The 13,225-nt window shown below is 38.7% G+C and carries 15 protein-coding genes; 2 read left to right on the top strand and 13 right to left on the bottom strand.

Annotated elements, in window-relative coordinates:
* Nucleotides 1–3: 3 nt before the first annotated feature.
* The 4 genes from CEY16_RS13400 to CEY16_RS13385 all read right to left on the bottom strand — a co-directional run bounded on the left by CEY16_RS13400 (nucleotide 4) and on the right by CEY16_RS13385 (nucleotide 3,648).
* Nucleotides 4–699: a response regulator transcription factor gene (locus CEY16_RS13400; protein WP_101332557.1), complete on the bottom strand. Its 696-nt coding sequence runs from the start codon at nucleotides 697–699 to the stop codon at nucleotides 4–6.
* 40 nt (nucleotides 700–739) lie between these two features.
* On the bottom strand, nucleotides 740–1,687 hold the full coding sequence (locus tag CEY16_RS13395; protein ID WP_101332556.1) for an ABC transporter permease: 948 nt from the start codon (nucleotides 1,685–1,687) through the stop codon (nucleotides 740–742).
* A complete protein-coding gene (locus CEY16_RS13390; RefSeq protein WP_101332555.1) occupies nucleotides 1,687–2,604 on the bottom strand; it encodes an ABC transporter ATP-binding protein in 918 nt (305 codons plus the stop codon). The genes CEY16_RS13395 and CEY16_RS13390 overlap by 1 nt, the downstream gene beginning before the upstream one ends.
* 150 nt (nucleotides 2,605–2,754) lie before the next feature.
* On the bottom strand, nucleotides 2,755–3,648 hold the full coding sequence (locus CEY16_RS13385) for a GGDEF domain-containing protein (RefSeq protein WP_101332554.1): 894 nt from the start codon (nucleotides 3,646–3,648) through the stop codon (nucleotides 2,755–2,757).
* Between the two features lie 240 nt (nucleotides 3,649–3,888).
* On the opposite strand from CEY16_RS13385, the gene CEY16_RS15280 reads away from it, so the two are divergent.
* Complete coding sequence (locus CEY16_RS15280) at nucleotides 3,889–4,041, top strand: hypothetical protein (protein ID WP_162297942.1); 153 nt, start codon at nucleotides 3,889–3,891, stop codon at nucleotides 4,039–4,041.
* 14 nt (nucleotides 4,042–4,055) lie between these two features.
* Here the strand turns inward: CEY16_RS15280 and CEY16_RS15275 are convergent, their stop codons facing one another.
* The 8 genes from CEY16_RS15275 to CEY16_RS13350 all read right to left on the bottom strand — a co-directional run bounded on the left by CEY16_RS15275 (nucleotide 4,056) and on the right by CEY16_RS13350 (nucleotide 9,494).
* Nucleotides 4,056–4,226 carry a hypothetical protein gene (locus CEY16_RS15275; protein WP_162297941.1) on the bottom strand — a complete coding sequence of 57 codons (171 nt, stop codon included), beginning with the start codon at nucleotides 4,224–4,226 and terminating at the stop codon, nucleotides 4,056–4,058.
* 39 nt (nucleotides 4,227–4,265) lie between these two features.
* On the bottom strand, nucleotides 4,266–4,736 hold the full coding sequence (locus tag CEY16_RS13380) for a hypothetical protein (RefSeq protein WP_101332553.1): 471 nt from the start codon (nucleotides 4,734–4,736) through the stop codon (nucleotides 4,266–4,268).
* 31 nt (nucleotides 4,737–4,767) lie between these two features.
* Nucleotides 4,768–4,959 (bottom strand): hypothetical protein, encoded by a 192-nt coding sequence (locus tag CEY16_RS13375; RefSeq protein ID WP_101332552.1) that lies wholly within the window; start codon nucleotides 4,957–4,959, stop codon nucleotides 4,768–4,770.
* 287 nt (nucleotides 4,960–5,246) lie between these two features.
* The gene (locus tag CEY16_RS13370) at nucleotides 5,247–5,723 is read right to left on the bottom strand and encodes a GNAT family N-acetyltransferase (protein WP_101332551.1); all 477 of its coding nucleotides are present in this window, start codon (nucleotides 5,721–5,723) and stop codon (nucleotides 5,247–5,249) included.
* A 50-nt stretch (nucleotides 5,724–5,773) separates the two neighbouring features.
* Nucleotides 5,774–6,547 (bottom strand): GNAT family N-acetyltransferase, encoded by a 774-nt coding sequence (locus tag CEY16_RS13365; protein ID WP_101332550.1) that lies wholly within the window; start codon nucleotides 6,545–6,547, stop codon nucleotides 5,774–5,776.
* A gap of 17 nt (nucleotides 6,548–6,564) precedes the next feature.
* On the bottom strand, nucleotides 6,565–7,092 hold the full coding sequence (locus tag CEY16_RS13360; protein ID WP_101332549.1) for a GNAT family N-acetyltransferase: 528 nt from the start codon (nucleotides 7,090–7,092) through the stop codon (nucleotides 6,565–6,567).
* Nucleotides 7,093–8,637, bottom strand: a complete 1,545-nt coding sequence (locus CEY16_RS13355; RefSeq protein WP_238378859.1) for an AMP-binding protein — start codon at nucleotides 8,635–8,637, stop codon at nucleotides 7,093–7,095.
* Between the two features lie 2 nt (nucleotides 8,638–8,639).
* Nucleotides 8,640–9,494, bottom strand: coding sequence for an SDR family NAD(P)-dependent oxidoreductase (locus CEY16_RS13350; protein ID WP_238378858.1), 855 nt, complete (start codon nucleotides 9,492–9,494; stop codon nucleotides 8,640–8,642).
* 250 nt (nucleotides 9,495–9,744) lie between these two features.
* Here CEY16_RS13350 and CEY16_RS13345 point away from each other — a divergent pair, with 250 nt between their 5' ends.
* The gene (locus CEY16_RS13345; RefSeq protein ID WP_238378857.1) at nucleotides 9,745–12,990 is read left to right on the top strand and encodes a DEAD/DEAH box helicase; all 3,246 of its coding nucleotides are present in this window, start codon (nucleotides 9,745–9,747) and stop codon (nucleotides 12,988–12,990) included.
* A 60-nt stretch (nucleotides 12,991–13,050) separates the two neighbouring features.
* Here the strand turns inward: CEY16_RS13345 and CEY16_RS13340 are convergent, their stop codons facing one another.
* Complete coding sequence (locus tag CEY16_RS13340; protein WP_101332548.1) at nucleotides 13,051–13,215, bottom strand: sporulation protein Cse60; 165 nt, start codon at nucleotides 13,213–13,215, stop codon at nucleotides 13,051–13,053.
* Nucleotides 13,216–13,225 lie beyond the last annotated feature (10 nt).

Below are 13,225 nucleotides of genomic sequence, written 5' to 3'. Positions count from 1 at the left end.
GTCTTATTCCCCCTCGAATTTGTAACCGACACCCCATATTGTTTTGATATAAACTGGTTTAGAAGGGTCAGGCTCTATTTTTTCTCTAAGCTTGCGAACGTATACAGTTAAGGTATTATAGTCTCCCATGTGGTCATAGTCCCATACTTTATCGAACAGCTGGTCTTTGGTAAACACTTGACCTTGGTGACTTGCTAATACATAGAGTAATTTGAACTCTCTGGCAGATACTTCAACTTCTTTCCCACTACTAATCACTCGGTACTCCTTAGCATCAATGACTAGGTCACCGAACGTCAGACGGTCCTTATTTTCAACCGGAGAAGAAAAGTGGCGGTAGCGGCGTAGTTGAGCTTTCGTACGGGCGACCAATTCACTTGGACTGAATGGTTTGGTAATGTAGTCATCTGCGCCAATCCCTAGGCCGACGATTTTATCGGTCTCGCCTCCTTTCGCCGTCATCATGATAATTGGGATTTGTGATGTCGCACGAATTCTCCTGCACAGTTCAATCCCATCTATTTTCGGGAGCATAAGATCAAGAATGGCTAGAGAAGGGTCTTGTTCATGAAAAATTGACAGACCTTCTTCTCCGTCCTTAGCGTGCAAGACATCATAGCCTTCTCTTTTCAAATAATCACTGACTAATTCTGCGATTTCCACTTCATCTTCTACTATCAATATACGTTCAGCTGACATTTGATCCCTTCCCTTTTAAACCTAAACTATTATTTTCATATTATACGGCAACGTCTCTATATTTAAAAATAGTCCAAGATAGGATTGTGAATATGACAAAGTAAATGATCAGCATCATGATCGAAAATGACATCGTCATTCCTTCTACAGCCGGCGTGCCATTGACGTATTGCATTAGGTTCGTGTTCGCAAAAAGAATATATTTTACCCAATCGTAGGAACTTAATAGCTGAACGAATTGTGGTCCTGTAAACATAAGAAATAGTGAAAATCCGATTGCCAGTGAACTGCTTCGAAACACGGTTGAGATCATAAATGCCAATGTTGAAATCATGATTAACTCAATGCTACTGTATCCAAATAGACTGATGATATAACTCAAAACCGATTGTTCTTGAACACTGCCGTTGCTATAAGAAAGATAGAGTGCCTCGGTGTTGAATCCTCCAAAGAAGGTTGCCCCAAATATAAATGATGCGCTAAACATGAGTACTAACATCATGAATGCAAAACCGATCATCGATAAATATTTTGCGAGAAGAATCTTCCCACGGCTAACCGGACGGATTAACAATAGTTTGATGGTCCCTGTGGAGAATTCGCTTGCGACAATGCTTGCAGCAATAACGATCGTAAATAATGTAGCGATGCCAACTAAGTTAGTAGTATCGGCCATGAAGCCCCACATCGAATTAGATGACACAGGTGGTATATCTTCAGATAAACGATAACTCAAAATAGCAAGTTCCTGTTCCAAATAATCTTGTTCAACTTTGAACGCTACTCCTTCATTTAATCTATTTTCTATCTGAGTAATTTCTGCTTGAGTCTTCATCTCCCAATCAACATTGCTTTCATCATTAATAATGAACTTAGAAACCATTGCAAAAACAAGGAGAATCAAAACCATGATTCCAATCATGATCCAAGTGCCTAATTTATGATAAATTTTGATATTTTCGTTCTGTAGAATTCTCGGGAAATGCATTATGATTCCTCCTTCGTCAGTTCCAGGAATGTATTTTCTAACGATATATGTTTTTCATCTAATTGATACAAGTGATAACCCTTGCCTACTATAGATGTAGCTATCATTGGGATATCTTCTGAATCATCGATCTCGACATAGACTGTATCTTTCTCTTGATGAACATTCCACGTCTGATCCTTTAGGTATTGAACCACCTCATTAACTGGCTCCACCTTCAATTGGGCCATTCGTTTCTGTTCTTCTTGAAGGAGCGTGTCCATCTTTTCCACTCTTAGAAGTTTACCGTGTTGAATAATGCCTACCCGGTCACACATGAGCTGCATTTCAGATAACAAATGACTCGAAACAAAAACGGCTATATTCTCTTCATGAGCAATCTTCCGGATATACTCACGAATCTCACGAATTCCAGCAGGGTCAAGCCCGTTCGTAGGTTCATCTAAAATAAGAAGCGATGGTGAATGTAACAAGGCTTGGGCAATGCCAAGACGCTGCTTCATCCCTAAAGAATAACCCCTTACTTTTTCACCAATTCGATTCTTCAAACCGACTAATTCCACCACTTCGTTGATTCGTTCTTTTGATATAGGTTTGGCTGCTAAGCGGGCATAGTGCTTCAGGTTATCGTACCCCGAAAGAAATCCATACATCTCTGGGTTCTCGATGATTCCACCGACCTCGGTCATGGCTTTTTCAAAATCTCGTTTCACATGGTTCCCCTTGATGTAGATATCTCCTTTAGTTGTACTTATAAGCCCGACGAGCATACGGATCATCGTCGTTTTACCTGCTCCGTTCGGCCCTAAGAAACCCAGTACTTCACCAGGATAAATGTCTAACGACATATCATGAATGATTGTCTTCTTACCGATCTTTTTCTTTACATTTTTAATTTGAGCTACTGGCTCTCGCATTCAATCTCCTCCTTCTCGTTCGTTTCTAGTATGGAGGCGATAGCTTAAACCATTCTTATCTATTTCTTAAAAAATTCTTAAATATAAAAAAACAACCTCTCTCTGGAGGTTGTTTTAGCAAAATCAGAATTTTCGTTTCCTATAATGTAATCAAGCACCTTTTCTCTTTCCCTGTTCACCATATACATCTACTCGGTTCCTGCCATATTCTTTTGCCTGATACAATGCTCGGTCAGCTTTTCCTAACATTTCTTTTGCATTCAAATTAGATGATCCGTAAGCAGTAACTAGTCCGATACTAAGAGTTACATCTGATCTGACTGAAGAATTCACATGAGGAAGCCCCAAGTCGATGACTCCTTTGCGGATTCGTTCGGCTACTTCTCTTGCTTCGGGGGAGTCTGTTACTGGAAGTATGAGAACGAATTCCTCCCCACCATACCTTGCTAAGAAATCGCCAGGGCGAAGCAATGACTCAATACGAGAGGAAACTTTCTTCAAGCATTCGTCCCCTTGTAAGTGTCCGTATGTATCGTTATAAACCTTGAATTCGTCCAAGTCCATCATCATCAGCGAAAGCGGAGTATCATCATCTGATAATTTATCGAACTCTTCCTGCAGAACTTCATCAAATTTCCGGCGGTTAGGAATCAGTGTAAGTCCATCGACTGTTGCGAACTTCGTTTGAATTTCAATTTCCTTCTGGTGGTTAGCTAAAGTCACCGAATCGTTATGCATTTTTTTAACTAGTACCCCTAGAAAGGCACCGAAAACACTGAAGAAAAATAAACGAATCATCCAATTCATCGTCATTTGATTCACATTCTCAGTGACTTCCATAAATAACAGGGGTCCAGCTAAGATACCGGCAATCACTCCGACAATCAATCCACCACGAGCTCTCCAGCGCCACGCTGCAAGCGCGATCGGGAAATAAAATAGATGAATCCATACGGTAGACGGACGCATCGCTAAAACAATCAACCAACTTAAACCAAGAGCCAATACTATGTAAAGTAAGGAGAATATGTGTTTCTTCTCCACGAAAATCAACCTTTCTTTTATGTATTACACCATTTGACCTATTATATACTTATTCAACAAAAATTTACAAAATCCTTTCGAGGTTCAAAATTACTTTTTAATTCACATTGTTGATACATTCTGTAATAAATGATTTCCAAAGCGTTATCTGATTCGTATGCACCTTTCTTTGCAAGCCATACAATATTATGAAAAAGATGAATATAAATAAATTAAGATCAATTAGACAGGAGGGTTTATATGGGGAGTTCGTTAAGTCTTATTTATTTTATGTTAACTGTTGTGTTTTTCTTGGGGTTTGTAGATGCGGGTAAAAACAACCGACCTAAGTGGAGGATTGTCATTTTTGGAATGGCTACATTAGGCTTTTTGTGGTTATCCATTAGTTATTGATAGATATAATACCTCTAATTGAAAATGGTTAATAATAAAGAAACGGTACACATTACCACAGTAGAAATGGAGAGTACCAATTGATATTTCTCTTTTTTAGAATTTCTTTTTATAAAAAGTACAAATGTAGCTAAACCATAAACAATTCCACATACAAAAATGACCTGGAGTATCCAGTGATCCACTTTTTCTCCCCCCTTTTTCGTTCATGCACAAAAGTTATGCTATTGAATACTTACCACTTTTTCATATATTTCTCCTAGATGTTCATACTTAATGATTGCCTGGTTAATTTTCATTGTGTGTTTTAACGTTAATGCATAAATAGGTTTAGACTTTTCATTGTCCTCAGGAATTTCTAATTCTGTATTGGTTTCGAGTGATACATCTTCAATTTCTTCAAATTTGTATTCCATTTCCTCTTCCCAAGTATTAGATGTGACAACGCCTTTTTCATGATCACTCACTTGAATCATCACATCGGTCGGTTCTTCCCTATCATTCACAAGAACTTCCTGTATACTAATTTCTCCGCTTGAACTTTCATTCCCAATGTTTATCAGCCTGACATCAACATCCTCATAATCTGCACCGCCCATTTGCGAAGTTACTAGCGGAGGTTCATCTTGTATGAAGAAGTAGCTGCCAATGCCTATGACTAATAAACCAATAATTCCTATGATGAATTTCTTCATCAAAACACTCCTTGAATTGGTTTTCTTATTTTTAGTTGTCTATCTTTTTGTTCCGATTAACCCCTGCAATAACCATCGCAATTAAAATTACAAATATGATACTAAGTGTAACGCCATACCCCGTTTGCTCACTTTCAAAATTTCTATAAGCATAGATCGCAATCGATATTGAAACCAGAGTTAAACCTATTAACGTTATAGGTGAAATTTTTGTTTTGCTCATAATTTTACTCCCATCTTATTATTTTCTGATCCCTTTTATTTTTCAATATGCGTTATTTCTTTTTATAAAATGTAAGAACATAAATAGTAGTATCCCTGTTAGGGACACCAAACCCAAAACCGTTTTCCATAAAGGATCATTGACAAAAGATGAATTCAAATATGTAAGTATTCCAAGTAACCCCATCGAAACAAACAATCTAACCTTATTAATTTTTAACACCCTTTCACTCTAAAACCAATATTCACAAACCTTTTCAATGCCTATATCGGCTTCTTTTTTACCACCTATAGAACTAACTTTGCTATCGCTTCACCATCATCCACTTGCCCGGTTTCTACAAAACCATAGGAAGCATATAATTTTTTAGCTACTTCATTCTTAGGTTCGTAAGATAGGTACACTGCTTCAGCTTTTCCTTGAGGAGAAGTTCTGATATAACTCAACAATTTTTCCATCGCTTGCTTCCCAAGGCCTTGACCTTGGTATTGTTTATCAATCATAAACCTTACCAAGTGGTAGCAATTTTCATCACCGTATTCATTTTCTTCTGAATGTTCATAGCACATCAGCAAGAATCCTATGAGAGTATCACCATGATAAATGGCATAGGTTATGGGGGGAAACTCATCATTCAATAAGGCAACATATGACTGGGCAATGCTAAATACATTTGAAGCTACAAAGTTTTTCTGTTCTTCATGAACTTCTAGCTTGATGCATTCAAAGAAAATATCTTCAGTTAATTTCCGAAATTCTATCATTCAATTTCCTCTGCTCTTCTTATCTCAATTTATGTCTTTCTTCCTTGCAGTTATTCTTCATTTTCAATAACGTACGTATCATAAGGCCCCTTCAATACATAACCGAGCTTTTGAGCTAGCTTAACAGACTCTTTATTTGCAGCGTCCCAACTTGCATATTTTCCTTTACCTAGACAATCAAGAATCAGGGCTGAAGCTGTAACTGTCGCAAGACCTTTTTGCCTGAAGTCGGGATGCGTCGCGATTTCAATTTCAATTCCATCATCATAAACACTGAAAGAAGTTGCGGCACACACCACTTGGTCGTCTTTCAGAATGGCATAACCAACCCCACGATTGAGGAAATCCTCAATAGACGCGAAGTTACTTATAAAATCCTCAGATAGCTCGTGGAACCCAGGGTCGTTTGCTATTTTCGTGTCGACTTTCTTTAGTTCGTATCCATCCGGTAATTGCGTCTTCAAATTTTGGAGGTGCTCCCGATCTAAATGCTCAGGATCCTTTTCAAAATTGTACCTAGTAATTTTTTCAAAGTTACCTTCATGCGCTTCTTCTATACGCTTTTTCCATTCTTCTGTTTCAACTGTCGTAAACGTAAAATCAGGCAGATTATGAAGCATTTCATCTACCCCATCTGCTTTCGGATCACCTGCGAAAAATACGAATATACCTACTGTTATTTGTGCTACGGTAGGATTATCAAGGTCATCTACCCATGCTTCCCCCATGTGTCCTTGAAGACATGAATAAATCACGGTATCTTCTAAACCATCGAACATTGGATATAGTTTGTTTTTTAAACTTGAGTCTGCTTTATAAATCATACAAGTACCTACTTTCTCTATTTATCAAAAACTGCCCTAAGGTTATTCCATTCATATATCAGTAGATTCAATTCCTTGTCAGCTATTTTCACTGTCTCTCTTCTGATAAATTGTGCTCCGTTTGATTCATAAAAATAACGGGATTGGTTATCTTCCAAGACCTCAACAAACACTCGATTAATATCTAGTCCCCGAAATTTCTCGAATGATGTTTTCAGAAGTTGTTTACCAATTCCCTTCCCTTGATAACTTTCAAGGAGGTAAATAGCTGTCAGGTCTCCCGAGTCTTCCACACGATTAGTGTCTCTTTTTCCAATAGATGAAAAGCCAACAATCTCCTTTTCTTCGTTCTCGGCTACAAAAATATGTGCACTTTCGCTAGTTTCTTTTGAAATGTTATTAATCCATAACTCAGTCCGTTGATCGTAGGAGATCCTTTCTAGAAAACTATCCGGAACAACATTTCTGTAAGTTGTTCTCCAACTATCAACATGCACCTTCGCAATTCCCCTTGCATCGGTAGAGTCTGCCTCTCGTATAATCATTTACTTTCCTCCAACTTCAGAACTTTTAAGCTGTTTTTTATCCCTTTTCCCTACAGGTGTATAGGGGATTTCTTCAATAAATTCAATTTCTTTTGGTACCTGAAATCTAGCAACCCTAGGTCGGAGCCACTCCCAAAGCTCATCTTGTGATAAACCTTCTTTAGCCTGCACATATGCCTTTAACCTTTGACCAAATTCTTCATCACTCACACCGATAACTGCTACATCTTCTATCTGATCGTGTTGATTGAGGGTTTGTTCTAGTTCAATTGGATAGACATTTTCTCCAGCTGAAACAATCATTTCATCGGTTCTTCCACATAAAAAATAGTATCCTTTAGAATCTCGATATCCTAGATCACCTGTTTCTATCCAACTACTTGTTTTATTTCTCATTGACCAATTATTTTTCATACAAAGTTGTCCAACTTCTTCATTAGCAACTTCTCGATGGTTGTCATCAAGCACTTTTAACCGAGAACCATTGATTTTTTTACCAACAGTTTCTAGTGAGTACTTCAAGTCTTCAGGTTTGGCAACTATGTTCAATCCAGACTCTGAAGTTCCGTATAAGTTGTATAATATATCACCTATTTCATTAAATACTTCTTCAATGAGCTTAGGGTTCAGAGCTGCACCGCCTGAAGCGATACAAGAAAGTGATTGTAAATCACCTGAATTCGTTCGTAACATTTTATGAACCATGAGAGGGACAACTGATACGACTTCCACCTCATGTTTTCGGATAATTCCACAGGCTTTGTGAGCATCAAATCCTTGAGTGATGATCATCTTTTTACCGAGAGCAATGAATGATAATAAAATGGCTATTCCATACCCATGATAAATCGGTGTCGCAATATAAGCTGTTTGATAGTTAATGAGTTTTAAACGAGTCAACAGCGTTAAAAATGGATTTAAATAATTAAAAAGTGATGGTTGGTGCTCGACTGCTTTCGATTTTCCAGTCGTACCACCTGTCAGTAGCATGAGCTTCCCCATTTTAGTTCTAGGTAGTCTAGCAAGTTCATTACGCTTATGTAAGTTGTTGATGGCTGGCAGCTGTTCATCGTAACTTAATAGCTTACCTTTTTTATAAATAGAGTTTTCGATCGCTGAACTCCATTTGAAGTCATAAACTAGTAAGTCAAACTGATGATGATCTTGTAAGTCGTTGAACTGCTCTTCGCTCATTTCTGAATTGAGCAAATACGTATCAACCCCTAACCTAGAGAGCGCGAAAATGGACTTTACTAGTGAACCATGATTTTTACATATGATTCCTACCTTTCGACCTTCAACGATTTCGTATTCTTCATGAAGTCTAACAGCTAGGTTCCATGAATCATTCAACAGTTGTTGATAACGAATGGTTTCATGGTCATCTATTACTGCAACCCGCTCCCCATAGTTCTTTTCTGCAAAATCGAGTAGCGTCATAAGATTGATTCCACAGCTACGCACGGATTTTATGAGTCGGTTTAACCCTATAGGGGAGAGAATTTTCATTTTATATAAAACGTAGATCAATTTGATGATCCTCAACTTCATCTCCCCTTTTTCTTTAATCGACGAGCTGCTACTGCCTCAAAAATCCCTCGAAAGAAAACCGAAGCAATCTGAGCGATAATTAACCACCATGGTCTATATATGCTCTTTTTTGTATAGATAGATTTACGAATAATGTTCGAGACATGTTCTGTGCTCATGGCGGGCATATTATGGTAAGCTTTGGTGGGTAAAATCATTGGTGTATTCACTAATGGAAGATAAATGGACGTAGTCGTGATCCCCATCACTTTTAACTCAGGACCAGCTGACCTTAGCCACGTATCAAATGCAGACTTAGAAGCTTGATAGGCTGCCCAGTGCGGAATGGGTAAAATCAAGGCATTGATGGTTGAGATATTAATGATTTGACCACTTTTTTCTTTTAATAATGGTATGACTGACAATAATAGACGAACTGGTGCAAAATAATTGATCGCCATCGTTCGAGTAAAATCATGATTTCTATCCAGCGAGTCTACAATTGGTCGATTAATCGATTTACCTGCATTACTAATTACAGTATCTAACCCTTGAGGTAAGAGGCGAAGAAACTCAATTAACCCTCCTATTTCTTCGTCATTTCTAAGGTCGGCACAAAAAATACTGACTTCAGCGACTTGCTTGTCTATGATTTTCTTGATTTCTATCAACTTATCTTCTCTTCTAGCAACCAAAATCAAATGAACTTCATAGCTAGCAAGTTGATACGCCAGCTTCTCTCCTATTCCTGAGCTTGCGCCTGTGATTAATATAGTTTTCCCCTGCACTTCTTGCTTAAATTTACGATCGTTTACATATGTGAATAAGAATAAAAAACGTTCTAACAGGTTATAATTTCGCAATAAATCCATGCCTTTCTTTTATCCTTTTTTTGCCGGAATTGCTTCTGGTGAGTTTCGTATAATTGATGCCCGTTTAGAAATTCAATTGTGCTTATTTTACCATAATATAGAATTTTTTAAATAAATATTCTGTCTTTTTACCTAGGATACCTTCCAAAATTCGTGGGACTTTTCTTTGAAAATGTTTCACACTTAATAAGTTCATGCTCTAAGTGTTATGATGGAGTAATGGACAAGTGCTTATAAAGGATGATTTCAATTGTTAACTAAAGAAACAGTTAAGAGTATGTTTTCTAATAACATTTTTCAGCGTGGACGCCGTTATTTTCGCGAAGGTGCAGTCCACAATTTGAAATATCATAACAAAGAAAATATCTGGACAGCTAATGTTTCTGGAAGTGAGTCTTATCATGTGATCGTTCATATGGATGACAGCTCTGTGGCAGATGACGAATGTTCATGCCCTGCCCACGAAACATATGGTCAGTGCAAACACGTTGCTGCGGTTATGTTGAAAATAGCCAGTCAAGAAAACCCTGACCAAGGAGAAATGTTCGATGAGTATGTGGAGAAGCGTAAACGAGAATATATACCGGACCACCGTATCATGAAAAAACCTGCACCTCCTAGAGATTTTTCGGCTGAAATGATCGATCTTTTTTCGGATTCAAGTGATCAATCTCTGGATTCGACATTTGATAAAGAACCGCTTCAGACAGAATTTGTTCTGAAGATCGAGAATCAACTGTGGAAGGGGCTTCTACTTTCTGTTGAGATGAAGGCTGGCGTTGATCGTACATACGTCGTGAAGAACCTGAAAAAGTTTTTAGAGAGTGTCGATGAAAAGGTAGAACATTTTTTCACACCTAAATTCACCTACGACCCAACACATCAATTTTTCAAAGAAGAAGATCAGCAAGTGATGCAGATTCTTCTGGATATATATCGCAGCGATGCTTTTTACGATAATAAATGGCAGCCTGTGTCGAACCAAAAAGGCATGACAATTCCCCCATATTTTGTGGACCAGCTCTTAACTGCACTTTCCGAGAGAGGGTGTACGTTCGAGGACGGTACCAGGACTTTTCACGAAATTCAATGGATGGAGGACTCTTTGCCGTTTGATTTTTCTCTTAGTGAAAATAGTCAGGGATATGAGCTCGGTTTCGATGCAATCGATCAGTTCCACTATTACAAAGACTACGGAATCATTCAGGAAGGCCAATTCTTCTATCACTTGAATGCTAAACAACAGGAAATCATGAAGAATATTTATCGATTGTTGGAAAGAAATCCAAAGGCGAGCGTCCCAATCAAAAAACAACAGATGGATTCCTTTGTTTCGAATGTGGTGCCAAATCTGAAGAGAATCGGTGAAGTGAACCTTTCAGAAAAAGTATCTGAAGCAATTGTGAATCCACCACTTCAAGCGAAGATGCATTTGGATCAAGATGACGTTCGTTTAACTGCGAAAGTTCGCTATTGGTATGACGATATCGAAATCAATCCCATGCAGCCTAATCGTGTACAGAAACAGGATTCTTCACAAATCTTAGTTCGAGATAATGAAAAAGAACAGCGTGTGATGAGTGTAATCGAGCATGCAGGGTTTAAGTTCAACGGCCACGAGCTTTACCTGGATGATGATGAAGATATCTTTGTGTTCCTGTATGAATTGTTACCTCAGTTGGATCAAGAGATAGATATTTACCTAACGAATTCCGTAAAACATATGCTGGTGGATGACATTGCTTCTCCGACCGTTAATGTGGATTTGGATTCCAACGGGGACTTCTTGGAGATCGATTTTGACTTGGGTGATATTGACCAAAGTGAGATCGGCCAATTAATTCAATCAGTAGTCGAGAAAAAACGATATTACCGTTTGCCTAATGGCACATTCGTACCGCTTCAGGACGATTCTTTCTCTCAAATTTCTAACATGTTTGATGAGATGCGTCTCAATCCAGATGATTTGAAAGATGGAAAAGTTCAGGTTCCAGCTTATCGTGGACTTCAAATGGACGAAGCAATGTCTCAGCATTTCAGGAAAAATTATAATCGAGCATTTCAACAGCTGATAGATGACATCAAAAACCCTGAAACCTTCGATACACCATTGCCAGATGGACTCGAAGCTGACATGCGTGAGTATCAGAACTTCGGGTTCCAGTGGTTAAAGTCTTTAAGTCGTTACCGATTCGGTGGAATTCTGGCGGATGATATGGGGCTTGGAAAGACACTTCAGAGCATTGCTTATCTTTTATCGGAAAAAGAAAATAATCCTAACCTGGATCAGCCTGCCCTCGTCGTCTCCCCTGCTTCACTCGTCTATAATTGGGAGTCAGAGTTCGAGAAATTCGCACCATCGATGAAGGTTCGTGTAATCCACGGGAGTATCGGAGAACGCGAGATGCTATTTAAAGACGCAGATGAGTTCGATGTATTGATCACGTCCTACCCCTTGATACGTCAGGATTTAGAGCAATATCGCGAAAGACGATTCTCCACACTCATCTTAGATGAAGCGCAAGCGATCAAGAACCATTTGACGAAGCAGGCGCAAGCGATCCGAGCGATACGCGCCGGAAAACGATTCGCTTTAAGTGGCACACCGATTGAGAACTCACTCGATGAGCTGTGGTCGTTATTCGATGTGATCATGCCTGGATTTTTCCCGAACAAAAAAGCGTTCCGCGAACTTCCACAAGAACAGATTTCACGTATGAGCCGTCCGTTCATCTTACGTCGTATCAAACAAGATGTGTTGACGGAGCTTCCGGATAAAATTGAATCTGTGAATCATTCTGAATTGACGAAGGATCAGAAGCAACTTTACCTTGGGTATTTGGAAAAGATACAAGGAGAGGCCGCAAGCGCGATTTCCAGCGAAGGCTTTCAGAAGAATCGGATGAGAATACTAGCTGGACTCACTCGGTTACGTCAGCTATGCTGCCATCCTTCTTTATTTATTGAGGGGTATGAAGGCGAATCAGGCAAGTTGAATCAGCTGCTCGAGATGGTTGAAACAGCTAGAGAAAATGGTCATCGAATATTGATTTTCTCCCAATTTTCAAGCATGTTGAAGATGATCCGAGAAGAAATGACAGCGATGGATGAAGATGTTTTCTATTTGGATGGGCAAACACCATCAAGACAACGAGTCGATATGGTGAACCGATTCAACGAAGGTGAGAAGGATATTTTCCTCATATCTCTTAAAGCTGGGGGAACAGGTTTGAACCTGACTGGCGCAGACACTGTAATCTTATATGATTTGTGGTGGAACCCAGCAGTCGAGGAACAAGCAACAGGCCGTGCTCACAGAATGGGACAGAAAAAAGTCGTTCAAGTGTATCGGTTGATTACTAAAGGCACAATCGAAGAGAAAATCCATGCGTTGCAGCAACGTAAAAGAGAGCTCATCGAAAACGTGATCCAACCAGGAGAAACGAACTTCCAAAGCCTGAGTGAAAACGAAATTCGTGAGTTGTTGAATGTGTAGTTCCGAAAATTTGATATAACTAAAAGAGGATTGAATCTTATTTGCGATTCAATCCTCTTTTTATTCGTCTATAGAATCCGTATGTTTTTCTTTAAAAACAACCATCGCTCCATATGAAAATTTGATATCTACGATTTCTATCGAGTGATTATTTTCATCTAAGAATTCATTGAGTTTATTATCTATACCTTTTTCGGATGCGGCAGAAAAAGTTTTCACTTTCATACTTTAACCT

Source organism: Halalkalibacillus sediminis, assembly GCF_002844535.1.
GTDB lineage: Bacteria > Bacillota > Bacilli > Bacillales > Alkalibacillaceae > Halalkalibacillus_A > Halalkalibacillus_A sediminis.
Note: the sequence above shows the minus strand (reverse complement) of the source record. Positions and strands in the feature narration are given on the sequence as shown.

Bases quoted from the DNA above. Each gene is read 5' to 3' on its own strand.
- CEY16_RS13400 (WP_101332557.1), bottom strand. From the start codon at position 699: ATGTCAGCTGAACGTATATTGATAGTAGAAGATGAAGTGGAAATCGCA.
- CEY16_RS13395 (WP_101332556.1), bottom strand. From the start codon at position 1,687: ATGCATTTCCCGAGAATTCTACAGAACGAAAATATCAAAATTTATCAT.
- CEY16_RS13390 (WP_101332555.1), bottom strand. From the start codon at position 2,604: ATGCGAGAGCCAGTAGCTCAAATTAAAAATGTAAAGAAAAAGATCGGT.
- CEY16_RS15280 (WP_162297942.1), top strand. From the start codon at position 3,889: ATGGGGAGTTCGTTAAGTCTTATTTATTTTATGTTAACTGTTGTGTTT.
- CEY16_RS13380 (WP_101332553.1), bottom strand. From the start codon at position 4,736: ATGAAGAAATTCATCATAGGAATTATTGGTTTATTAGTCATAGGCATT.
- CEY16_RS13375 (WP_101332552.1), bottom strand. From the start codon at position 4,959: ATGAGCAAAACAAAAATTTCACCTATAACGTTAATAGGTTTAACTCTG.
- CEY16_RS13370 (WP_101332551.1), bottom strand. From the start codon at position 5,723: ATGATAGAATTTCGGAAATTAACTGAAGATATTTTCTTTGAATGCATC.
- CEY16_RS13365 (WP_101332550.1), bottom strand. From the start codon at position 6,547: ATGATTTATAAAGCAGACTCAAGTTTAAAAAACAAACTATATCCAATG.
- CEY16_RS13360 (WP_101332549.1), bottom strand. From the start codon at position 7,092: ATGATTATACGAGAGGCAGACTCTACCGATGCAAGGGGAATTGCGAAG.
- CEY16_RS13350 (WP_238378858.1), bottom strand. From the start codon at position 9,494: ATGGATTTATTGCGAAATTATAACCTGTTAGAACGTTTTTTATTCTTA.
- CEY16_RS13340 (WP_101332548.1), bottom strand. From the start codon at position 13,215: ATGAAAGTGAAAACTTTTTCTGCCGCATCCGAAAAAGGTATAGATAAT.